Origin of the sequence: Orientia tsutsugamushi, assembly GCF_900327275.1 — a bacterium.
GTDB classification, from domain to species: domain Bacteria; phylum Pseudomonadota; class Alphaproteobacteria; order Rickettsiales; family Rickettsiaceae; genus Orientia; species Orientia tsutsugamushi.
Genome location: NZ_LS398548.1, coordinates 639,498 through 663,072, shown reverse-complemented (window position 1 = coordinate 663,072; position 23,575 = coordinate 639,498). Strand labels below are relative to the sequence as shown.

General features: G+C 31.3%; 19 protein-coding genes, 1 tRNA gene and 3 pseudogenes. 6 read left to right on the top strand and 17 right to left on the bottom strand.

Annotated elements, in window-relative coordinates; translation table 11 throughout:
• Positions 1-21: 21 nt before the first annotated feature.
• The 4 genes and pseudogenes from DK405_RS03510 to hemC all read right to left on the bottom strand — a co-directional run bounded on the left by DK405_RS03510 (position 22) and on the right by hemC (position 5,188).
• On the bottom strand, positions 22-1,605 hold the full coding sequence (locus DK405_RS03510) for an RAP domain-containing protein (protein ID WP_231967615.1): 1,584 nt from the start codon (positions 1,603-1,605) through the stop codon (positions 22-24).
• Between the two features lie 343 nt (positions 1,606-1,948).
• A pseudogene (locus DK405_RS03505) lies at positions 1,949-2,035 on the bottom strand (IS5/IS1182 family transposase); the annotation flags it as partial.
• Between the two features lie 724 nt (positions 2,036-2,759).
• Complete coding sequence (locus DK405_RS03500; RefSeq protein ID WP_045912822.1) at positions 2,760-3,980, bottom strand: MFS transporter; 1,221 nt, start codon at positions 3,978-3,980, stop codon at positions 2,760-2,762.
• 311 nt (positions 3,981-4,291) lie between these two features.
• A complete protein-coding gene (gene hemC, locus DK405_RS03495) occupies positions 4,292-5,188 on the bottom strand; it encodes a hydroxymethylbilane synthase (protein ID WP_045912821.1) in 897 nt (298 codons plus the stop codon).
• Positions 5,189-5,360: 172 nt separating this feature from the next.
• Between hemC and DK405_RS03490 the strand changes: the two genes are divergently transcribed.
• The 5 genes and pseudogenes from DK405_RS03490 to DK405_RS15690 all read left to right on the top strand — a co-directional run bounded on the left by DK405_RS03490 (position 5,361) and on the right by DK405_RS15690 (position 11,703).
• Entirely contained in the window at positions 5,361-6,920 is a 1,560-nt protein-coding gene (locus tag DK405_RS03490; protein WP_045912820.1) for an NADP-dependent isocitrate dehydrogenase, read from the top strand.
• Positions 6,921-7,070: 150 nt separating this feature from the next.
• Positions 7,071-7,147 (top strand) — tRNA-Ile (locus tag DK405_RS03485).
• A gap of 461 nt (positions 7,148-7,608) precedes the next feature.
• Positions 7,609-7,776, top strand: a pseudogene (locus DK405_RS13820) (transposase); the annotation flags it as partial.
• Between the two features lie 302 nt (positions 7,777-8,078).
• Positions 8,079-11,516: a hybrid sensor histidine kinase/response regulator gene (locus DK405_RS03470; protein ID WP_064613200.1), complete on the top strand. Its 3,438-nt coding sequence runs from the start codon at positions 8,079-8,081 to the stop codon at positions 11,514-11,516.
• Positions 11,443-11,703 (top strand): transposase, encoded by a 261-nt coding sequence (locus DK405_RS15690; protein WP_410522032.1) that lies wholly within the window; start codon positions 11,443-11,445, stop codon positions 11,701-11,703. The genes DK405_RS03470 and DK405_RS15690 overlap by 74 nt, the downstream gene beginning before the upstream one ends.
• Before the next feature lie 1,049 nt (positions 11,704-12,752).
• On the opposite strand, the pseudogene DK405_RS03460 reads toward DK405_RS15690, so the two are convergent.
• From DK405_RS03460 to DK405_RS03415, 13 genes and pseudogenes are all read right to left on the bottom strand, one after another.
• Positions 12,753-13,298, bottom strand: a pseudogene (locus tag DK405_RS03460) (conjugal transfer protein TraG N-terminal domain-containing protein); the annotation flags it as partial.
• A complete protein-coding gene (locus tag DK405_RS15370; RefSeq protein ID WP_331828118.1) occupies positions 13,298-13,753 on the bottom strand; it encodes a conjugal transfer protein TraH in 456 nt (151 codons plus the stop codon). The gene DK405_RS15370 and the pseudogene DK405_RS03460, both read right to left, overlap by 1 nt.
• Positions 13,707-13,922 carry a hypothetical protein gene (locus tag DK405_RS15365; RefSeq protein WP_331828117.1) on the bottom strand — a complete coding sequence of 72 codons (216 nt, stop codon included), beginning with the start codon at positions 13,920-13,922 and terminating at the stop codon, positions 13,707-13,709. Before DK405_RS15365 ends, DK405_RS15370 begins: the two co-directional genes overlap by 47 nt.
• A gap of 49 nt (positions 13,923-13,971) precedes the next feature.
• A complete protein-coding gene (locus tag DK405_RS15360) occupies positions 13,972-14,601 on the bottom strand; it encodes a conjugal transfer protein TraH (RefSeq protein ID WP_331828116.1) in 630 nt (209 codons plus the stop codon).
• Positions 14,598-15,263 (bottom strand): conjugal transfer protein TraF, encoded by a 666-nt coding sequence (locus DK405_RS03450; protein WP_410522050.1) that lies wholly within the window; start codon positions 15,261-15,263, stop codon positions 14,598-14,600. Before DK405_RS03450 ends, DK405_RS15360 begins: the two co-directional genes overlap by 4 nt.
• 62 nt (positions 15,264-15,325) lie before the next feature.
• A complete protein-coding gene (locus DK405_RS14975; protein ID WP_269459339.1) occupies positions 15,326-15,457 on the bottom strand; it encodes a hypothetical protein in 132 nt (43 codons plus the stop codon).
• Positions 15,441-15,887, bottom strand: a complete 447-nt coding sequence (locus tag DK405_RS03445) for a Panacea domain-containing protein (RefSeq protein WP_064612739.1) — start codon at positions 15,885-15,887, stop codon at positions 15,441-15,443. Before DK405_RS03445 ends, DK405_RS14975 begins: the two co-directional genes overlap by 17 nt.
• A gap of 103 nt (positions 15,888-15,990) precedes the next feature.
• Positions 15,991-17,217, bottom strand: a complete 1,227-nt coding sequence (locus DK405_RS03440; RefSeq protein WP_064612740.1) for a tetratricopeptide repeat protein — start codon at positions 17,215-17,217, stop codon at positions 15,991-15,993.
• A 259-nt stretch (positions 17,218-17,476) separates the two neighbouring features.
• Positions 17,477-17,608: a hypothetical protein gene (locus tag DK405_RS14970; RefSeq protein WP_269459338.1), complete on the bottom strand. Its 132-nt coding sequence runs from the start codon at positions 17,606-17,608 to the stop codon at positions 17,477-17,479.
• A gap of 22 nt (positions 17,609-17,630) precedes the next feature.
• Positions 17,631-18,608: a conjugal transfer pilus assembly protein TraU gene (traU, locus tag DK405_RS03430; protein ID WP_174197567.1), complete on the bottom strand. Its 978-nt coding sequence runs from the start codon at positions 18,606-18,608 to the stop codon at positions 17,631-17,633.
• Positions 18,609-18,812 (bottom strand): hypothetical protein, encoded by a 204-nt coding sequence (locus tag DK405_RS03425; RefSeq protein WP_012460825.1) that lies wholly within the window; start codon positions 18,810-18,812, stop codon positions 18,609-18,611.
• 83 nt (positions 18,813-18,895) lie between these two features.
• The gene (locus DK405_RS03420; protein WP_064612741.1) at positions 18,896-19,555 is read right to left on the bottom strand and encodes a hypothetical protein; all 660 of its coding nucleotides are present in this window, start codon (positions 19,553-19,555) and stop codon (positions 18,896-18,898) included.
• Entirely contained in the window at positions 19,552-21,717 is a 2,166-nt protein-coding gene (locus DK405_RS03415; RefSeq protein WP_410522031.1) for a TraG/VirB4 family ATPase, read from the bottom strand. The genes DK405_RS03420 and DK405_RS03415 overlap by 4 nt, the downstream gene beginning before the upstream one ends.
• A 282-nt stretch (positions 21,718-21,999) precedes the next feature.
• On the opposite strand from DK405_RS03415, the gene DK405_RS03410 reads away from it, so the two are divergent.
• The gene (locus tag DK405_RS03410) at positions 22,000-23,484 is read left to right on the top strand and encodes an ankyrin repeat domain-containing protein (protein ID WP_045912780.1); all 1,485 of its coding nucleotides are present in this window, start codon (positions 22,000-22,002) and stop codon (positions 23,482-23,484) included.
• The last annotated feature ends 91 nt before the right edge of the window (positions 23,485-23,575 follow it).

Here is a 23,575-nt window from a genome sequence, read left to right as displayed (position 1 = left end):
GCTAAGTTTTTGTAAAAAGGATTACAAACTACGTGTCTCAGAATCAGAAGAACCTATGTTACCTAATGCTTGCATATCATAATGAGATGAAGATTCATGTGTTAATGGATCTTGTGGAATATATTCGTACGCATCATAAAATGCATCATCATCTGATATTTGTGATTCAGAATGAGGTAAAATTTCGCTTGTTGATTGCTCTGGTATATTCTCTTGTGCATCATAGAATATCTCCTCTAACATCTCTGACTGAGAAACAGATTTATCAGTGCATATCAATTCACATATATATTTTTCTTTGTCAGTATTTGTTCTTAACTTATCCCAAACCCAATATGGAATTCTATGTACTATGTATCCATAACTTTTCAATAATTTAGTATTAAGCCTAGTTGAAATATTAGGAGCATTATTGTCATCAAAATGGCGTGGACCATCTACTTGAATTACTGTATTTTTCTCTTTAATAAAGATATCAACACTGGAAGTAATCTGCTTAATATAATGCTCGCTTTTAACAGGGTGTTGTACTAATACTTTTTTGACTACCTTCAGAACATTTAGTTGTAAATCTGAAGTATGACAAGGTGTTAATTTGGTTTTAAATTTTTTTTCAAGAAGTTGACGATTTTGTGAAGTTAATATTCCTACACCTTGTTTAGCAAAATAATAATGCGCTTTTAAAATTTGACTAATAATCTCATTATTTTCATCAAACAGTTCAATATTTTTATTAACAGCAGAAATAAATTGCTGCGGTACTTTAATTTTAGGGTCATATAAAACATTTAATACGAGTATTCCATAAATAGAATTAGCTAACTCTTGAGGGTTAAACTTATCAATGGTTTTAGTAGCATGATGTATCCAAGCTTCAATGAATGAAGCTTGTGGCTTAATTTCTAACCGTCCAAATCCCCATATGGAATTAGCTAAATTTTGAGAATTAAACTTATCAATAGTTTTAGTAGCATGATGTATCCAAGCTTCAATGAATGAAGCTTGTGGCTTAATTTCTAACCGTCCAAATCCCCATATGGAATTAGCTAAATCTTGAGAATTAAACTTATCAATAGTTTTAATAGAATGATGTATCCAAGCTTCAATGAATGAAGCTTGTGGCTTAATTTCTAACCGTCCAAATCCCCATATGGAATTAGCTAAATTTTGAGAATTAAACTTATCAATAGTTTTAGTAGCATGATGTATCCAAGCTTCAATGAATGAAGCTTGTGGCTTAATTTCTAACCGTCCAAATCCCCATATGGAATTAGCTAAATCTTGAGAATTAAACTTATCAATAGTTTTAATAGAATGATGTATCCAAGCTTCAATGAATGGAGCTTGTGGCTTAATTTTTAACCGTCCAAATGCCCATAGAGAATTAGTTAACCCTTGAGAGTTAAACTCATCCATTAGATTTATAGCTTGATTTGTCCAAGCCTCAATAAACTCAGAACCTATAACATAGTTTAATTTTGCAAATTGATATAAAATTGTTGCTAAGCCTCTGGCATCAAACTGCAATCTATTGTATCTTGCATCTTCAGTTTGCAGTAAAAACAAAGCTCTATTGTAAATCTCTGTTATAATAGTTTCGGACAATATACTTCTATCTTTAAGTATCCGACATAATTGGATGCTGCCCATTGCATGGATATTAAATTGCGTATTGCTCCTACGGTGCATGTTCTAAGTTCCTTATATAGTTTGACTTTGTAATACTAAATACGTCTTTTGATAAAAAATATAATATACATTAATTGAGTAATATATATCATGCCATTCTTTTTAAATCAATCTGTAATTGAACGCTTGTTCAAAATCAAAACTTCGGCAAAAAATTAAAAATCACTTTTAATGTTAGTTTAGGATAAAAAAAAAGATGAAAGGTATAATAAAAAAAGTCTACAAGAGATAATAGACCTCTTTCGAAACTGGTTAACGTATCAAAATTATAAATGCCAGAGATCAAATTAAATCTAAGACCGAATCTTTTACGTCTATTTAGATATTTATCAGCAATAATTTTGAACTACCTTAACCAGTTTCGAAAGAGGTCTAGTTTAAAATAGCGGATTAACATTGCAGTCAAAAATTGATACAGTTAGCAGAAATTTATCTACTAGTGCTGCTTAACATTAGTTCTCTTTGACTGATGAATCATAACATCAGTAACATCTCATGCCTTTTGCTACATATCTGTGAGTTCTAATTGTACTATGAACAAAACCTCTCTTATCCATCAAGAAAATAATTTTTTCTTTGTCTTTGTATCGTTTTATCTTATTCTGAAATTTTAATCTCTCTTCTTTTTTGACTTTAGATGTTTTAAAGTTTTTCTTATATGTAATATTTAATCTCTTTAAGCTTTTTGTATACCTAACTTACTTACTCATAGTCGTTCAGCTCTTTCATATTGATATGCGTTACTATCTTGTCTCACGTCTTCTTTTAGTTTATCAATAAAGATTTTTGTTAAAGCTCTGTTTCTGTTTTTTAACGCAATATGTTTTAATGCAATACAAACACTGTATTCTTTCCTATCACAAAACGTTTTGATACTGATTCAAAACTAATTTTCGCTCTTTCCTTATATGTTCAGCACATTTTTTCAGAAAACCTATAGAATATGTCATACTAATTACTTTTTCATTACATCTTAACATCTTATTATTAAAATTGTTTTATAGTAGTTTAGCTATATAAGTTAACATTAAAAACAATAATGTATCAAAACAGTATTAACAAGACATAATTTACTGTATTCTAGGTTTTATTACTAATACTGTAAGCCCTAAGATAAGAAATAATAAGATTAAAATCAGCATTGGCAAAAAATTAGCCTTATTATATGCTAATGCTGATATAGCACATATTTGTGCTGATATTAATACTGATCCCACAGAATGTGATAAGCTAAACAATCTTAGTCTAATATCATCAGAAAATAATTTACATACTTTTACCTGTAGCGGAACAGAATAAAAAGGTATTAACAGAATTGGTATAATATATAATACTGGTAAGAATTCTTGATAACTTATCATCATAGCCATATTAACTGTACTGAAAACTATACTTAATATTAAAGCAGAAAAGATGGTTTGATAATGCAAGTAATATTTATCTGCTAAATATCCTGACCATAAAGCCATTATAGAATATAATAATAATGCTAATAAAATAGTAAAATTCATATTATTATAGTCAACAATGTTTAGCATTTTAATAACATATACAGGGAAAAAATATAGTTGAAAACTATAAATAGCACCAATACATCCATGTATAATTATACATGGTATTAGTAACCTCCAATATTCTGGTATAAGTTTACAGGACTGAAATAGTTTGCTTGCTGTTGTAGTTTTTGAAATTTTGATATTATTAATCTTTAAATGTTTACTCTGAAAAAACGCCAATAATCCTAATACTCCTCCAGTAATAAAACAAAAGCGCCAACTATATTGAAAATTATTAATATTTGCTACTAATAAAAGCAATACAGCTAATTGTGCTCCTATTTGCCAACAACCAGCTATTATGCCATTCGCTAAGTTTTTATACTTATCTACTGTTTCAAATACATATATCCGCACTCCATCAGTCTCACCTATTAACCCCATAATAAAAATACTACGGCATAGAATAAATAACATGCTTGATACCATCCCTATTCTTTGGTATGCAGGTATAAACCCAATAGATATTACAGCTAGTGTTGATAGTAATGAAGCTGTTCTAATTGCTAATCTTCGGCTATAATAATCACCTATAATTCCATATATTACCGCTCCTATTGGTTTAGCAATAGAAGTGGCTCCTAGCAAGATAAAGATACTGGTAGTAGGATTAGTTGAAACATCAGGTGGCATATATTCAGCTGCTAAAAAAGTAATTGCATGCCCAAATAATGCATAATTACATACTTGGATAATACTAGCAAAATATGCAACTATCAGATCTTTATTACTCATAAAATTTTCTAAAGATTCCTATAAAAGTAAAATAATACTATAGATTATGTTGCAGTTTATCAGGACTTTCACCTACAAATTAATAAATATTAAAACTACCAAAATAATTACTTTTGAAGTAAAAAATAAACCATGATAAAAATTGCAATAATCATGATACAATTATAGTTTATCAGTTTTTAGATCTTAATTATATTATATCGTTTCATCATATATGTATTTTGGCTAAAGCTCTTCCTAATTATTAGATGTTAGAGAGTATACCATAGACATATAGTTGCTAAATAGATCTTCTGATTAAGAAATAAAATTCAGACAAATATTTTTTTTTGAAAGTTTTTTGCTGCTTCAACTCCAATATCGTAACCATCTTGTAACTTTCCACACACCTCAGAATAAAAAAAATATCTCATATTATAATCTCCAAGCATAAATTTAGCCTCAAAATTATTATTACCAATATAGTTTGCAAGCCCACCTATTGGAACGTTACAATCAGCATTTAAAGTTTTTAAATAACCTCTTTCAACTTGTATTAATTGCCAAGTTAACTGATGATTAATTTTAGCACATAATGGCATTATTAGTTTATCGTCTTTTCTAGCTTCGATTGCAATTACGCCTTGCCCAATTGCTGGCAACATCTCATCTTGAGGAATAATATTACAAAAACGGCTAGTATCATAATTCAATCTCTGTAGTCCAGCAGCAGCCAAAACTGTTGCATCTACCTCATTATTGACAATTTTATTCCATCTAGTATCAACATTACCTCTAAATAACACGATATTAAGATCAGGCCGAAGCATTAATAGCTGTATTCGTCTTCGTACAGAAGAAGTGCCAACTCTAGCCCCTAAAGGTAAGTCAGTAATTTTATTTGCTATTTTAGACACAAGCATATCGCCAACATTCCCCCTTTCTAGTACAGCTGCAAGCTGTAATCCATCAGGTAAATAAGCTGGCACATCTTTTAAGGAATGAACAGCAATATCAATAGTATTATTTAATAAAGCATACTCTATTTCTTTTAAAAAAAGGCCCTTACCTCCTATATCATAAAGGTTTTTATTCTGAATTAAATCACCAGTAGTTTTAATAGGAATTATTATAGCATTTAACCCAAGTAAATCATTAATTTTTTGAACTACTGCTTGCGCCTGTATCAAAGCCAATCTGCTTGCTCTACTACCTACTCTAATAATCATAAACTTGATATTACTACTTTCACTGACTTATTATTCCACACTGAATAAGTGTATATTTAAACTATATAAATTCATAAATTAGTATAAAAAATAGCTTTTCTTTATATATTTAGTGCATATACTACATATACTACACTAAAGATAAAAATATAACACAACCTTAATAGCAAGCATGAAAAATGTTATTCCAGTAACAATTGCATATGGCGATGGTATTGGCCCAGAAATTATGGAAGCAGTAGTTTATGTTTTAAAAGAAGCAGCTGTACCTTTAAGACTTGAAACAATAGAAATTGGCGAAAAATTATACAACAAATACTATACTTACGGTATTACTGAAGATACATGGTCTCAAATATTTCGTACAAAAGCATTACTTAAAGGGCCTGTTACTACTCCTCAGGGTGGAGGATATAAAAGCTTGAATGTTACTCTAAAAAAAACTTTAGGATTATACGCAAACGTTAGACCTAGCACTTCTTATTTTCCATTTATTAATACTTCAGCTCCAGAAATAGATGTAGTAATAATTCGTGAAAACGAAGAAGATTTATATACAGGTATTGAATATCATCATACAGCAGATACATATGAATCTATTAAGTTAATTAGTCGTAGTGGTAGTGAAAAAATTATTCGGTTTGCTTTTGAGTACGCACTAAAAAATAATAGAAAAAAAATCAGCTGTTTTAGTAAAGATAATATTATGAAATTTACAGATGGAATATTTCATAAAACATTTAATGAAATAGCGAGTCAATATAGCAATATTCAAGTAGATCATTACCTTATTGATATCGGTAGTGCACGTTTGATTAGCTCTCCTCAAAAATTCGATGTAATAGTAACATCAAATTTATATGGTGATATCTTATCTGATATTGCAGCTGAAATTTCTGATTCAATAGGCCTGGCTGGTTCAGCAAATATTGGTAAAGACTATGCTATGTTTGAAGCCGTACATGGATCAGCGCCTGATATAGCTGGTCAAAATATTGCTAACCCTTCTGGATTACTTAATGCAGCTATAATGATGTTAGTCCATCTTGGGTTAACTGAGCATGCAGCTAAAATAGAAAACGCCTTAAAAAAAACTATTGAAGATGGTATTCACACTGCAGATATTTATAATCCAGGCATTTCTAGTAAAAAAGTTGGAACTAAAGAATTTGCTCAGGCTATAATTAACAATTTAGAATATAAGCCTAAAAAATTAAAGATAGCAGAATATCATAATCTTGACGTTGAAAGCAATATTATCAATAATTCTCAAATTCAAACTATCACTGAAACTAGACAACAAAAAAAATTAGTTGGAGTAGACGTATTTTTTGATAGTCATAATATAATTGATTACCCTCGCATTACCAAGCAATTAACAGAAAGAATATCTAGCCTAAGTAGCTTGCATGGTATGCACCTAGTTACTATTTCAGCAAAAGGGCTAAAATTATGGCCTCATAGTACTGTTAGAGAAATGTTCAGTGATCATTGGTGTTGTCGTTTCATGGTACAAAGTAGCGGTAAAGATAAGACTGTTACAGCAAAAAACCTTACAATGAACGATATTCTAAGCCTACTTAATGATTTAGTAGCTACAATTAATAATTCAACAAATTCTGAATCTAAAGATGATAATTATGATAACAGCATCAAATTTGAACTAATTAAAGTGGAAAATCTATATCTATTTAATGATACAGTAGGATTTAGCTTAGCGCAAGGAGAGTAAAAATCAAATCACAAGTTACAAATGAAGGTGTTGTTAAGACTTGACTGTATATATTATTAAGTATATATTTACTCGCAAACATGTAGCAAGCATTACTAAGCTTGCTAAAATTTTTCAGCTAAGCTTTATATCATATCAAGTTTACTATATAGGCCCATAGCTCAGTTGGTTAGAGCCCCTCGCTCATAACGAGGTTGTCACAGGTTCAAGTCCTGTTGGGCCTACCAGATTTTTTGGCAGTCTACATAATAAGATACATTAATCTGTATAGTATCTATACATATTACGTCTAGTTAAATCACTCATATAAAATACAGAAGTGATAAAAATCATGTGAAATTATATATAGCTAATTATAAAACAGTTATGTTATATACTTTTTGAAAATCGTGTCTAAGTTATATCGATATTTCATTCTGCTTGATTTAGCTGAAAACATTTCTTCAATAAGATTTAAATCAGAAGAATAAGGGGCTAAATATGCAATATGTTTACTCTATACAAATACTGTATTCTTTCCTGTTCTAAAACGTTTTGACACTGATTCAAAACTGATTTTCTCTCTTTCCAGTATGTCCAGTATGTCCAGCACTTTTTTACGAAAATATATAGAATATGTCATACTAATTACTTTTTCATTACACCTCAACAATCTTATTATTATAACTGTTTTATAGTAGTTTAGCTATATCTTCCAACTTATTCTCCAGATTTGAATCTAATTGAGCATTATTGGTTTAAAGTTAAAAATGACATACGCAAAGTATCTCACTTATTTAACGACTTTTTTGATGAAGTATTTTTCATTTTACAATGTGTAACTTCCTTTCAGAATAAAGCTATACTTGCTAATTAAGTTAAATGAAATATTTTTTACGCTTTCTGCAGTCTTTGAATTAGTTGCTTCATTATGTTGCGGACCAGTAAAGCTATCTATAGCACTTGTTTATACTTAGTTATAGAAACTTTTCTACTAAAAGTACAATATTGACAATGCAAATATATTATATCACTAATTAATTAATAAGTGATATAATTAATTAAAAAAAGATTTATATAAGATTAAGAAAATCATAAAGCACCATAGTCAAGTTGATTATATCTCATAATGTTAGTTATGTAGTTGCAATTGCAATGTATGAAAGGAGTAAGTTTTAAATGCCAGCATTAAATATAGACATAATTTTAGTAGGATTATTCTTGATAGCTAATCTAGCTATAGGGTTATGGTATGGAAAGGAAGTAAAATCTGTTAGAGATTATGCTATTAGCGGAAGAAATTTTAGTACAGCAGCACTTACTGCAACTCTGATAGCTACATGGATTGGTGGTAGCACTTTTAGCTTTAAATTATCTCAGATATATACACTTGGAATACTTGCAGTACTCTCTGTTATTGGGCATATCTTGAATTTTCTTATAACAGCTTATGTTCTAATTCCAAGGATGCAAGAATTCTTAGGAAAGTTATCTGTTGCAGATGTAATGGGAGATCTATATGGTATGAATGTTAGAATAATTACAGCTATTTGTTCTATAATTAGAGCATCCACAAGCATTGCTATGCAAATTAAAGTTTTTTCTACAATATTTAATCATTTTTTAGGAATAGATAGTGTATATGCTACTCTAATTAGTAGTATGATAGTTATTATATATTCAGCATTTGGGGGAATTAGGGCTGTAGTATTTACTGATATTTTTCAATCTCTAGCTTTTGGAGCATTTATTCCAACTTTAGCAATACTTATTTGGGGGATGTTTGGTAGTTGGGGCTCTATAGTTAATACTTTAACAACAAATCCTATATTTGATCCTAAAATATTGTTAGACTATAGTAGTCATAATACACTAAAATATTATGGAATGTTTTTCTATTATTTTTTGCCTGAAATGAATCCAGCTATGTTTCACAGGGTTTTACTTGCTCGTAGTACAGTGCAAGCAGCTAATGCTTTTAAAATTATGCTTTTTATGTATTTGTCGTTTTGCATTTTTGTTGGGTTTATAGGATTAACACTGCTATCATCACACCAGAATATAGAAGCTAACAATTTAGTACCATATATAATAGATAGCTATGCATATCCTGGATTTAAAGGACTGGTAGTAATTGGAATATCTGCAATGATTATGTCAACTGCCGATTCATGGATTAATTCTGCTTCTGTGATATTTGTTAACGATTTATGCAAGCCTTTAGGATTATTTCAAAATAATGCAAAATTAGAGTTTAAAGCAGTTAGGATATTTGCCATATTTATCGGAGGAATAGGATTATATATGGCACTATCGCAAAAAAACTTATTAGATATATTATTATTTGGAGCAAGTTTTTCAACTGCAATAGTAGGAATACCATTAATGTTTACAATTTTAGGATTTAGAACTACTACTAGAGTAATATTATCAGGTATGATTGCTGGTATTGCGACTGTATTTATTTGGAATAAATACTTTAATGCTGCACTACCAATAGGCGATGTAATTCCTACAGCTATAGTAAACTTCTCGGTAATGATGATAATGCACTACTGTCTTGGGGAGCCAGGAGGATGGGTTGGGCCTAGTGATCGCAGGCCACTAAATGTTCTTAAAGAAAAACGCAAGCAACAGATTAATTCTATTTCAAGCTTCTTTAAGTCTTTATATCATAGTTTTAGCTGGGATAATATTTGTGCTTACTGCAATAATGAAACATTCCGTGGTAGGCATTATTATATTGAGTACTCCGTTATTACAGCTGTATCGTTAATTGTTATGTCATTATGTGGGCAGGTAGAGCATAATGCAGCTTCAGCTTGGTTAGTTACAAAAGTGTCAGTTATACTTTTAGGGTTAGTGATGACTACAGCTTTGCTATATAACAATAAATGGAATGCAGATTTTCGAACTAAATATTTAGGGCTGATTTGGCATGTTACGATATTTTATACTTTAGTATTTAGCAATACTTTATTAACTATGATTGGTGGTTCATCTCCAATATTACTAATGTGTTTTATATCTAACTTAGTTGTAGCAGGAATATTATTACAATGGCATACAGCTTTGTTTATGATATTGTTAGGTGTACCAGTTGGGGCAAGAGTATTTAACATATTAGCTAGTTGGCGAGGTTACTTAGCTGATTATAATGAAGTTGATAATAATTTAGGAATGTATGTCATATGGGCATTAGCATTATTGGGCGCTATACTATTGTTCATTAGATTAAGACAAAATCAATTTGTAGATAACACTAGATCTATGCTAGAGCTAAAAAATGATGTTGATGTTCTTAATCTGCGTTTAAATACTAAAAGCCAAAAAATGGAAATACTTCTTAATACTGAAAAACATATACTTAATAATTTAAGTCATGAAATAAAGTCACCATTATCAGTCGTTCGCACTACTATTAATTTACTAAGCAAATTTTTACCAAAGTACTATAAAGATACTGAGATGATTCTCAAAGAAAAAGAAAGAGTATTAACTATGGTGACATTAGCAAATTCCGGTATCGAGAGATTAGTAGCGTACAGCAATAATTTGTTTGATTTATCAAAATTTGCACAAGGACAGATGATATTTGACATAGAGCTTAATAACTTTCAATTAATGCTAAAAGAAATAATTGCTGAGTGCAACAAAGTAAATGTAGCTGAAAAACATACAATTAGTTTAAACTATGTTCCTCAAGCTGAGACAATGTTTGAATTTGATCATACTAGAATTAAAACGGTGATGCTAAATCTTATTTCAAATGCGATTCAATATTCTCAGTCTGGTTTGATTCTAATTACAGTAAAGCCATATAGATCAGGAGTAGAAGTATCAATTGAAGATGAAGGAGTTGGAATACCAGAAAATGAGCTAGAAGCAATCTTTGTACCATTTGAGGAAAGTAGCAGAACTAAATCTAAGGCTTGTGGCCGTGGGTTAGGGTTAACACTTGCTAGAGAAATTATATTAGCACATCATGGTGAAATTTGGGCAGAAAATCGACCTAATAATAGAGGAAGCAAATTTACTTTTAGATTACCATTACGACAGCCAGAAGGCGGCTTCAATAAAGCTGTTTATAGTAAAAGTGAGGTTTTTGGTAAAATATATAAAGACAGAATAGCAAAATTATTACAAGGATTTGGTTATGAATGCAACTCTATTAATTCTCTCAAGGATCTTGAGAATCATATTAGAGTTAATAAACGCATTTTGATAGTTGATGATGATCAAAATGTTTTGGATGCAATATCTTTAGATATATATGCTGAACAATATACTCCAGAACCAGTTAATAATGCTTTTGAAGCTGTTAAGTTGATTAAGGAAAATCCATTACAGTACTCTTTGGTATTACTTGATATGGTGATGCCTGAAAAAACCGGAGAGCAAGTTGTGCAGGAAATTTATACAGTAACAAAAATGTATGGCATTCCTATTATTATTATTTCAGGTTATAGCCAAACCTATGAAACTAAAAACCTGCTTTATTCTATGGGAGTAGTAGCCTTCATTGAAAAACCTTATACCTATAATGAGCTTCGTAATGTTATCAACCACTACCTTAAGCAAACAATTATTCCCCTTCCTTATTCTTATCTCCCTTAGATTACATTCATCTTTTATGTTAGCTATTAGAGTTCAGATAGGCTTTTTGAAAAGTATATATTACATCAATTCTACAAAGTTAGCAATTTGCCATAATAAACGTACTTCCAGCAATAGAGTTTTTAACAGATTTTCTAAAATTGGTAAAAGTAAGTTATGGCTCGTTCTTAACTACAGATTAGGATAAGGAAAAATATGAAAAGCATAATGAAAAAGGTCTACAAGAGATAATGTACAATTATAATTATGTGATATATTAAATATAATTTTAATTAATAACGGTTTATTTATTGCTCATATTTCTACAAGAATTAGTTCATAATACTATATTTAATAACCGGAACATTGCCAATTGTAACAGTTGTATATTATCTCTTTCTAACTGTTTTTATTCTAAATTTGCATTTGCAGACATGCGAGCAATAAACAGCTATTAATTAAAACTATATTTTGATATATCATAATTATAATTGTACATTATCTCTTGTAGACCTTTTTCATTATGCTTTTCATACTTTCCCTTATCCTAATCTGGCGTTATTAGGTAATTTAGGTATTAAATCCCGTTCTATTAAACAGTAAAAAATAGCAGTATTAACATTGTAGTCAAAAACATTAGTTATCTTTTACGTATGCTAATTATAAACGCAGTAACATCTCATGCTAAGCATATCCGTGAGTTCTAGGTGTACTATAAAACCGCTATCACGCGTAAAGACAATAACTTTTCCTTTGTCTTTATGAATTTTTATCTTACTCTAAAATTCTAACTTACTTATTCATAGCAATTTAGCTCTTTTATATTGATATGCGTCACTATATTGTATCATATCTTCTTTAATTTATCAGTAGAGATTTTTGTTGGAGCTATGTTTATGTTTTTTAACTGCAATGCTTCATATAAAAACTGTATTCTTTTCTATCCTAAAACGTTTTGATACTTTTTCAAAACTAATTTTCTTTCTTTCATTTATATCTAGCTGTTTTTTCAGAAATTTATAGTACATGTCATCTAATTACTTTTTTATTACATCTTATTATTATAATTGTTTTATAGTAGTTTGGCTATATATTATTATTGTAATAGATCTATAATCTAAATACTATAAATGATACAAGGTGTTTTGAAGTTCTGCTGAAAGCTTTTCTATTATCTCAAATTAACTTTCTCCATTCTTGTGGAATGATATTTCCAATAAAGCTATAAAAAATTGTTACAATAGTGGTAATATTATTACCTAAGATATTACCTATGATGTAAGGCTTCATAAAGCATTGTCTAAGAAATTCCTTAGTATTAGTTAAAGTTACTGGATCATGTATTTGCACATCTCGAATCTTAGCTACAGCCTTAGCTCCAAACATAATACCAGTTTTTCTGCTTGATAGTCCTTCATAAGCCGGTAAAAGATGATTTTCCAACATTTTGGACACAAAGTAACTCGTTTGCGATGAAAGAGAAGCAAACATTGCAATACCTATCGGAATATTATCAACTTTTACTGGTGCACTCATTGATACCTCATCCTTGAGCCAAACAGTAGCTTTGGGGGCAAATAACAGCGTAAAAATAAATATCGATGGAAAGAACCACTCCATAGCAAAGATGCCGATATTTCCTCTAAAAATAGCCCTAGTAGCAGCCCATATGCCACCAATAGTCAAGGCTAAGTGGCCTACTGGAGTGAAGTATTCGCTATTTGAAGCAAAGACTCTGCCTATGCCGTTAAACACATGCCACAATAAGTCTCCACCACCAAATGTGTATATTACGTAACCCATTAACTTTTCTCCTTCGCTATTAAATGCTGCTCTATTAATCTAGCCCTTTTATCTATTCGACTTGCATCGGTTTGTAGGCTAGTCCATTTTTCATTTGCAAAAAGTTGAACTCGATTCAATTCCTTCAAATATCTTTCTAAATGTTCATTCGAAACTTGCTTAGCACCTAGTGAAGTAACGGCTCTACGTATTTCGGTGATTACTTCCTTCAAATGCTGAACTAATGTATAGCTAGCTATTAATTCTGATGAGCTATCTAAAATTGTGACTCCAGAAATATATTCTAATATGATATAATCATAAATTGGAAATATATCTCCAATCGAAGATAAAAAGGCTATTTCAGAGTCAATGAATTCAGAATTATTCTCAAAGTTAATTTTTAGATTCTTCAATTGTTGTTTAGCTTTACCTGCATAAGATTTCTCTGGTAATATTGTGATATTTCGTTGCAAGCGTTGAATGCAAGCAACTGAGACTATCACAGCTGTAAATCGAGGCTGATTCTCCGCCTTTTAAATGACTAATCCAACTTTTTTCGTCCTGAGCTAAGGAGTCATAAAAGTGTACATTATTGTTTGTAACCACGATAGTGCCAGTCATAGACATGATTGAATCATGCATATTTGATAGTATTCCAACCTTTGCTGCTGCTTTAGTGAAGATGTTATAATCATTCTAGCATTAACTCTGAATCCTTATTTTGCGCTTGTCGCAGAGCTTGTTTTTGGGCTAAATCATTACGACATTTTTTACCAGCTGCAAAATAATCAAACCCGCTTTGTGACTGTATATCACGGCAAACAGCTTCTCTCATAGCCCAGTTCTTTGGTAAAGCTGTAGCAAATAATGCTTTTGTTAATTCGCAATCTCCTTTGGCAAATTGATTCATCTCCATTGCTAGATTACGTAAGTCTTTGAGAGCGTTCTCAATCTGTGGAGCAAATGTTTTTAATCCTAATGAAAATGCATAAACTTTAGCTTGAGAACCAATATTCTTCATTAGTTGAACTAATTCTTCTCCAGAAATAACAGAGAAGCTACCAAGATAGGCGTCAATACCGCTACAGCTCATGTTTAAAGATGGTGGAGTTATAGCAAATGGCTGAAATGATGTTTGGCTTGTTCTGGCAGACAATCCACCAGCTGCATAATATCCAGCCGCTTGATCTTGATATGATCCAGATCTAGTAACATTAACACTCATTCCTTGAAATACGTTTTCGATATTCCAAGCTAGTGATACTGGAGCTTGTAGCGAAAATAATGCTGCAATAACATAAACTCTGATTTTGATGCTCATCTAGTCTCCAACTTATGATAATATCTATCGATTGCTAGAATATTGTCGATAATTTTATCTTCAGAAATTATGGCTCTAGCTACTGAATATATTTTCTTACCATCGCTAGCTACTGAATATAACACAGGTACAACATGCTTAGGATTTAATTTATTCAGCAACTCATTATTCTTGCTGACAGCTAGCAACTGAAATGCATATTTATTAGCAAAGTCCTGAACAATAGGCATAAACGCCTTACAGAGCAAGCAATCTTGTTTAACTTGCAAAATTAATCCCCAGTTTTTAGCAATGTTTTTGAGTTTTAAGTCGTTTTTCTGCTCTGATTTTTCTTGATACAGCTTTCTATGTAAGCTATTAGCTGGCTCATGAGCATTAATCAGTTGATAATCAAGTAGAGTAGCTAGTTGCCACATAGTAGCAAACTTATGCGCCTTCTCCATGATTTTTTTCTGTAGCCTTTGAGCTGTAATCACATTTTCGAGCGTTGGATTATCAAGCGCTATACGCTGAGCTCGATTAAATTGCTCCTTTAATTCCTCGATTCTATGGTCATGAGCTCTCCGCATCAATTTAGAAGTAGAGTCATCAAGCTCATGACCATGTTTATCATTATACCATAAAAACCATGTTGGCAAAGAGTTAGCAGTAGCTAATTCCATCGACAAGTAACCAAATAGCACTATTATTACCGATAAGTGTATTGCATTCATTGATCTCAATCCTAAGGAACTCCACTATCATAGTTCATCCACCATTGATCTTCAGCATTTACTATTTCTGCAGTATCTTTTTTTGAAACAGGTAAAAGATAATCTTCAATATTTTTTATATGATTTTTAAAAAATATTCTCATCTCTTTTTTTAGTAATCGCACGGCTAGGGCGTATAATGGCTTGTTGCCAAATAGAATGCAAATGTGTTAAGTCACGCAAATAAGATGCTGTATGTTCACCATAAGAAGAATATATTTTATAAATTAACTCTTTTTGTTGATTAGTATAAATACTGAAATCTATTTCTCCTGGAGCAGGAATTGCATTAGCTTCAAAGCCGCCAAATACAGAACGTAAATGCCGTACTACAGGTCCATTTTCCCATGCTTCAATATCTTCTTTAAAAAGAGGCTTATCAAATAAAGCTAGATGCACACCTTGTGCAAAATACACTAAATTTTGCAGTTTCAATTGAGTTATTACATCTCCTGCTTCTCTATCAACCAATACTAGAAAATAGCTAGCAACATCAAAACAACTCAATAACTCACCCTTTTGTTGTATAGTCATGATTTTATTATTATATCTTATGACTATTTTATAACAATTTGTATCACAAATAAATCATGATAATGCCTTATAATACCTGCTTATTACAGATATCATTTAAAAATCAAGATTGCTTTTTAATACCTGCAATTTCTTGTTTGAGTATATTTATTAACTTGTATAATGTTCCATTATTAGGATCATATTTAATAGCTAAATCAAAATTTACTATTGCTTCTTGGTGTTGTCCTAATCTATACAAACAAAATCCTTTCATATAATAAGCAAATGAATGATTAGGTTTATACTTAATAGCTAAATTAAAACTTTCTATTGCTTTTTTATATTGTTCTAATTTACTTAAACAAACTCCTTTATTACAATAAGCGTCTACATGATTAGGATTATACTTAATAGCTAAATCAAAACTTTCTATTGCTTCTTTGTATTGTTCTAATTTACTTAAACAAATTCCTTTATTGTAATAAGCATCTTCATGATTAGGATTATACTTAATAGCTAAATTAAAATTTCCCATTGCCTCTTTATATTGTTCTAATTGGCCTAAACAAACTCCTTTATAATAATAAGATTCTGCATGATTAGGATTATATTTAATAGCTAAATCATAATTTTCTATTGCTTCTTTATATTGTTTTAATTTGCCTAAACAAACTCCTTTCATATAATAAGCATCTTCATGATTAGGATTATACTTAATAGCTAAATCATAATTTTCTATCGCTTTTTGAAGCTGTTTTAATTCATTTAAACAAACTCCTTTCATATAATAAGCATCTGCATAATCAGGTTTATACTTAATAGCCAAATTAAAATTTTCTATCGCTTTTTGAAGCTGTTTTAATTCATTTAAACAAACTCCTTTCATATAATAAGCATCTGCATAATCAGGTTTATACTTAATAGCCAAATTAAAATTTTCTATCGCTTTTTGAAGCTGTTTTAATTCATTTAAACAAACTCCTTTATTATAATAAGCTTCTGCATAATCAGGTTTATACTTAATAGCCAAATTAAAATTTTCTATCGCTTTTTGAAGCTGTTTTAATTCATTTAAACAAACTCCTTTATTATAATAAGCTTCTGCATAATCAGGTTTATACTTAATAGCTAAATCGTAGTTTTCTATTTCTTCTTGATGTTGTTCTAATTCACCTAAACAAAATCCTTTATTAACATAAGCTTCTGCATCATTAGGTTTATACTTAATAGCTAAATTAAAATTTTCTATTGCTTCTTGATATTTGTTTAACTTAAGAAATGAAATTCCAACATTAAAATGTTTTTCTGCTAACATTGCTTTATCCTGCATTAATTTCTGATGTAACATGTTGATTGTTGTTTCGTTTTGATGCGATGGTCGTATTTAACAGTATTAATAACACAGCTATTATATATTTTACAAATTTCATATGATTATTAATTACCATTTAAATTTTTGATTAGCTACTAAACACCAAATAATTACTAAATTAGAGGTGTTATAATTAATCCTTCTTTTATATTTTTTTCAGTCTTATTAATAAATATTATCAGAAATTCTATTAATATTCTTTATTTTTTTTATTATTACAACCTGTTATAATAAATTATGTTGCATTAAATACGTGTGATTTTCTATAGGTTGAGACAAAAATAAAAGTTTTTTGCTTGTCCAAAAAAAAAGCATTAGCATTATTAACAAATAATAAAACCATCAACATCATTACTCGTATAACCATATTCCTCTCCAAGCTTTATAAATCAAAGCAAACAGCAATCTCTTTTTCGCCAAATCAAGTAACCGAAATCTTCACCATTAACTGGAAATTCTCTACCAGCTTGCCATATAGCTTCTGTTTGACCTATGCTCTTGCAGGATTTTGTTTCTGGAATTGGATAAGTCATTTGTAGTCGATACTGACTTTTCTTGATAATAGGCATTGGATACTTACCACATAGGCCTTTATAACCATAATATCCCCATAACATCAGTTGCCTATGCATTTTAGCCATAAACTTACTTACCATTAATACAGATGTTCCAACTCCACCATTATGCGCTGCAGCTGTTCCAGTGAAAGGGTAAAGCATTCCTTGACATCCAGCACACCAAAAAGCATAATCGCTTGCTAATAAACCAGCGCTACAACTCATGCAATCAGCTATACATGCTTGATAAGCAGCTACATTTTGAAACAACAGCGTTTCTGGATTTAAAATCGCAGATTTAGCATCATCGCTCCATAATGGATCAAACTCTGTTAAATATGCTATATCGACTGCAGCCATTTCCAGACAAATAAAATCAAGCAAAATTTCCAGCCAGTAAATCACGGGATAGACATACCAATGAATGTGGTAAAAAGCACTTCCTTCAGCCTCATCTTTCATGCCTTTTTGAGTAGCAGTTCCAAATGACAAACCTCCAAGACTTACCATACACATTGGTGATTTTGTAACATCTACAAGGCGTACTGGCTCCCAAAATCCAACAGGAATACCAGGTACAGGTATTGGAATCCCTGGCTTAGGACAAAGACATATAAGTCTACCAGAAGCATTAGTATCAGGCATTGAACTACTCACTACCTTAAATCCAGCTATAGTAATTGGAAACAAGCACTTCCAACATACATCTGTTATAGAATTTACAAATCTTCCAACACACCCAGCAGCTGCATAACAGTTATTAGCTGTTATAGACATTACTATCGCTAACAAAATTACCAGTTCCTTCACTTACCAGCTTTTCTTGATTATGTATACTTCCTTTTTTTTATATTTTCGAAATTTGCTAGCAGTATTTTCTATATCTTTGACACCTGGCACTAAATATAAAGTTTCACCACCTGGATTTACTATCTCTTGTATTTCACCTCGTAGCGTATTATTAACTATTTTAACTAGATCTTGTTCTAATTGCTGTAATTTCCAACTTTTCATATAAAACCTTCTTTTAAGTTGAATCGACTAGTATACTGAGTTATACTATTTACAGCGTACCTCCATCGTACGTTACATGCTTTTCATAGGGTGCTTACTTCGCTAATTTTAAGCACGTTATTTTGTTGTTCTATTATGGCTGGCGCAGCTTGTATTTTAAACTTCATACTCAAAAAACCCAATTGATCGAAGAATACGTGCCGGCCTAATAGATTGCTAAGTTCAATAGGATTTCCATTAACTAACACTATCTTTCCTGGTCTTGATTTTGCCCAAGCGACCTGATCTTCATCATCTCCATCAATTAATATTAGTGGTTCACCCCAATTTATTATCTCTAAAGGATTTATTTTAGTTCCTCCCTTTACTATTATTATACCATTTTTTGTCTTAATGTCATTCTTTTGAACGTAGGTAGAATCATATATTCGCGTTTTATTTTCAGTAGCTTTAGTCAAATTTTTAACTGGTACTGGTCTCATGATTTTTTGTCTAACTTTTTCCTGAAATTCCAGCTGAATTTGGTTCAACAAACCACTTTTTGATGCAGCATTAAGTTTAGCCATAATCACTTCTAGTAATGATTCCTCAATGATTGGAAAAACATGCCATCTAGTACCATAATCCTTAATCTCAACACCTATATCAGCATTTAATGAATTAGCCATTGTATCGCTTACTTGATAAGCAACAGCAAATAAAGCAAAGAATGTGCCTATACCAATTACTACTCCGTGCTTCATGGAATTATTTTCCGTTCTCTTATCACATAATTAATTGCTTCACTAACATTCATACCTTTAGCCATATGGTCTTCTATTGCTTGATAATCCCTAGCATTCGTCGAAGTTAACAGCAGAGTAAATGGATCAATCATTAATCTGCCTACAACACCTGAAACATTAGGGCTGTAAATAGCTATTTCACTATAATACGGAGGATTTGAATGAACAGATTGCAGTAAATTCAGCTTCCAATCCTCATCTACAAAGCCTGCAAGCTTAGGGTTAGCTCGCATTGCCTTAAATGATTCAGAATTTTGCTTCAAAATTATCTTATGCGATGAGTTCTCAAACGCCTTTTCAGATGCAGAACCCTCTTGACGAAAGTAATCCGTGAGTTGCTGAGTAGCTAAAGCAATCGATCCATTATATTTTCGAGCTATTCGACCTGCTTCTTCAATAAACTCTCCTGAACGCTTTCCAGCTAATAGCTTCCAAGCTTCATCTATCATAATTAAAAATGGTCTACTTCTATCTCCCTTAACCATTGTTTGATTAATATGAACAATCATAATCTGTACAATCACAGCTAACAGCTCTGGTACAGAGCGTAGATGATCTGTTTCAATCACTACTATGTCTGAATTCAAGGATAATTGCGCCTTACCACTAAAAAATCTTCCATGTTGACCATCTTTAGTAAAAGGAAAGAGCATATTTCCAAGCTCTTTAGCATATGATTCTTCTCTATTTGATAACCAGTCTGCAATATCGGTAATTTCAGCTTTAGCTCCCTTTTTTTGCCAGACTGATATCAAAGCCCTCTGTAGCATTGGTTGTTGTAAATCGCTTGTTCCATACTGTGGAGCAGCCATAGTAGCTAAAATGGATGGAAAGTTAGATAAAAAATCCGATCTAGCTTCTATAGACTTTGCGCTGTCATCCTCTGGCACCTCTGAAAATGGATTAATTGATACAGGATTTTTCATGTCGAATTCTATGTATCTACCACCTAGAATCAAGCATGTACGCTTAAACGATCTTCCGTAATCAAGAACAAAAACTTTACCACCAACTCCTAGAACAGATAGCATTAATTCTTGCATGAAAACAGATTTTCCAGAGCCTGGAACTCCAGCTATACAAAGGTTAAAGTTCTCATTTGGAGCTGCTGCATTCTTATTTAATGCAGGTAATAAAGCTCCACCAAAAGGAGACCAGTACATTATTTGACCTCGTCTTCCAGCTAGCAACATACCTGGAGAACTTAAATCACCTTTCCATTCACCGATTATTGGTAATAATACTTTACTCTCTACAGAAACAGTTTTTATGCCTCTACCTAAGCTAGAAAGCGCTACTCCAACTCCTGATGTTTTTTGACCCAATATACCTTTTGGGCCTTGCTCGACTAACTGCATTGGTAAGGCTGCTAATAACACGGCTACATGATCATATTTGCATGGAACAAAATACCATCCACTGCGTCTTAACATCGAACAAAAAGCCGATGCAGATTGCTTAGCTTTCTTTGTTTTATCAAACATGATAACATTGAAGTGAATATTAACAACTCTATCACCGCTCTGTAGAGCAGCCACTACACCGGCTAAATCAGCAGCTTCTTGCTGTATGTCAGGAAAAAATTTGCCCATTCCTGCATTAATATTTCTTTCTAGTGCCTCTCTTTTGGTTATAGCAGCAGTTCTTTCCATAGCTTGATTTGGTAAAATTTGCAGACCAAAATGAATCAGGAAATTTGATTTTATATATTCATCACGACGCATTTCATTGCCTAAAAACAGATCCATAGCAGATAATTTCCACTCTGCAGGCCTATTTCTTGCTTCTAGACTGATAAATATTTGATCATCATTTACATTTACACAATCATCATTCTCAAATAACGAGAAATCTCCACTTAGAATTTGTTCAGACAATATTTCATACTGGTTAATATTTGAATGTTCTTCTTCAGGCCAGCCAAATATTACTCTCAGAAACTTTAATAATTGCTGTGCATTCACATTTTCAGTGCTTAATCCAATTGACCTAAACGTATCTTTTAAAGCATCTCGTCTGCGAATCATATCATCGATATTTGCATTTAAATTAGGTATAGTAACTGAAATCAACAATACTACATCCTTTACAGAGCCTGATTTTTGAGCTTGATGATGCAAAAACTCTGTTCCTATCTCAAAACGTTTTGATACTTTTTCAAAATTAATTTTCTAGCTTTCTTTTATGCTGGCACTTTTTTCCAAAATCTATAGTATATGTCATACTAATTACTTTTTCATTACATCTTATTATTATAATTGTTTTATAGTAGTTTAGCTATATTCTCCTTATATCGAACTTTGGTAATAAAAAATAATTGTATAGTTTAATTAATTAAAATAATATTGAACTCAATTTAAAATTGAAAAGTGCTAATTAACTAAGATTAAGAGGTAATCAATATGAATACTGTTGCTTTGAGTTTAGCTATTAAGCATGGTGATGTAAATGCTGTAAAGCGTATTTTAGATGTAGATCCTACTATTGTTAATTCGCAAGATATGTATGGCAGAACTCCTCTACATTTATCAGTTCAGTCTAAACAAGAAGAAATTATTAATATGCTATTAGAGCATAATGCTGATGCTGCACTGCAAGATAATAATCAAAACACACCATTGCATTTAGCTGCTCAGTGTTACAATTTAAAAATAACTGAAATACTGTTAAGTTATAATAAAACTATTGTTGATGTACAAAACAACATGGGTCGTACTCCTTTACACCTAGCATTAACAAGACTAGTTAGTTCCCAATATGTTTCTAGTTTGCTAAGTACAGAATCACTAAAAATTGCTCAAGCATTATTAACTCATGGTGCAAACGTTAATTTACAAGATGAGAATGGTAATACAGTTCTACATTACGCTGCAAACCATTTTCACCACCTAGAGGTGACTGAGATATTGTTAAATCATGGCGCCAATGTTAATGCACAAAATAATGCAGGTGATACTGCTTTGCATCGTGCTGCAAGAAATGGATTCCTCCATACTGTTGTTTGTTTATTGGAAAGTGGTGCAAACGTGCATTTAAAAGGTCAACATGGTAACAGTGTTTTACATTGTGCTGCGCAAGGCCGTGGTCCAAATGAAAGCATTGTAAAAGCTGTATTACATCATGGAGCTGATGTTAATGCACGAAACAATAACGGTAGCACTCCGTTACATCATGCTGCTGAAAAAATATATAGTGCCTTACCAGCTATTCAAGCTTTATTAAAGTATGGTGCTGATATTAATGCATATGATAGCAGAGGTTGTACACCGCTGAGTAATGCTATTTTATGTAGTTCGATCATCAATATGCAAACAGGAACTCCTGAATTTTTAACTGCTCATATTACCAAGTTAGAATATTCTAGTGATAAAAAGACTAATTCAGCAGGCAGTCTAACAAATCAGCAACTTATACAACAATCATCAACTCTTAGTGAGTATAAGCTTGCGTGTGAAAAAGAACTAGAAAAACTAAATAACATAAAAGTTGGTGGTGGCAAAAAAAGTATGTTGAGTGCTTTTCTTGCTAATACAACAGATGATAATGAATTATCAAGATATATAAATGATCCTACAGTTCAAAAAGTTTATGAATGTTGTGAAGAAAAATTTCCTATATATTACGGTACCCTCAAAGAACATATAGATGCAGGAAGTACTAGAAAACAGCTGCTATATGGTGCAGTTGAATCAATGGATGATATATGTGAAGAACAGCCTAGAGAACATTCCACCGAAAGCAAGGTAGGTTGGGGTACTATACCACCTGAAGTCAAATTCAATATACTAAAGCATTTGAGTAATGAAGATTTATCAAAAATTCAACAAAATAAGACAAGCGAAGCTAAGAAAAAAGATCCTCAGCCTTCAGGTCACAGATGCATATAATTTAATGGATTAATCACAAAATTAACAGCTTAAAAAGACAAAATAAAATTTATTGTGATAACTTAAGAGTTAGAAGAGTTATATTATATAG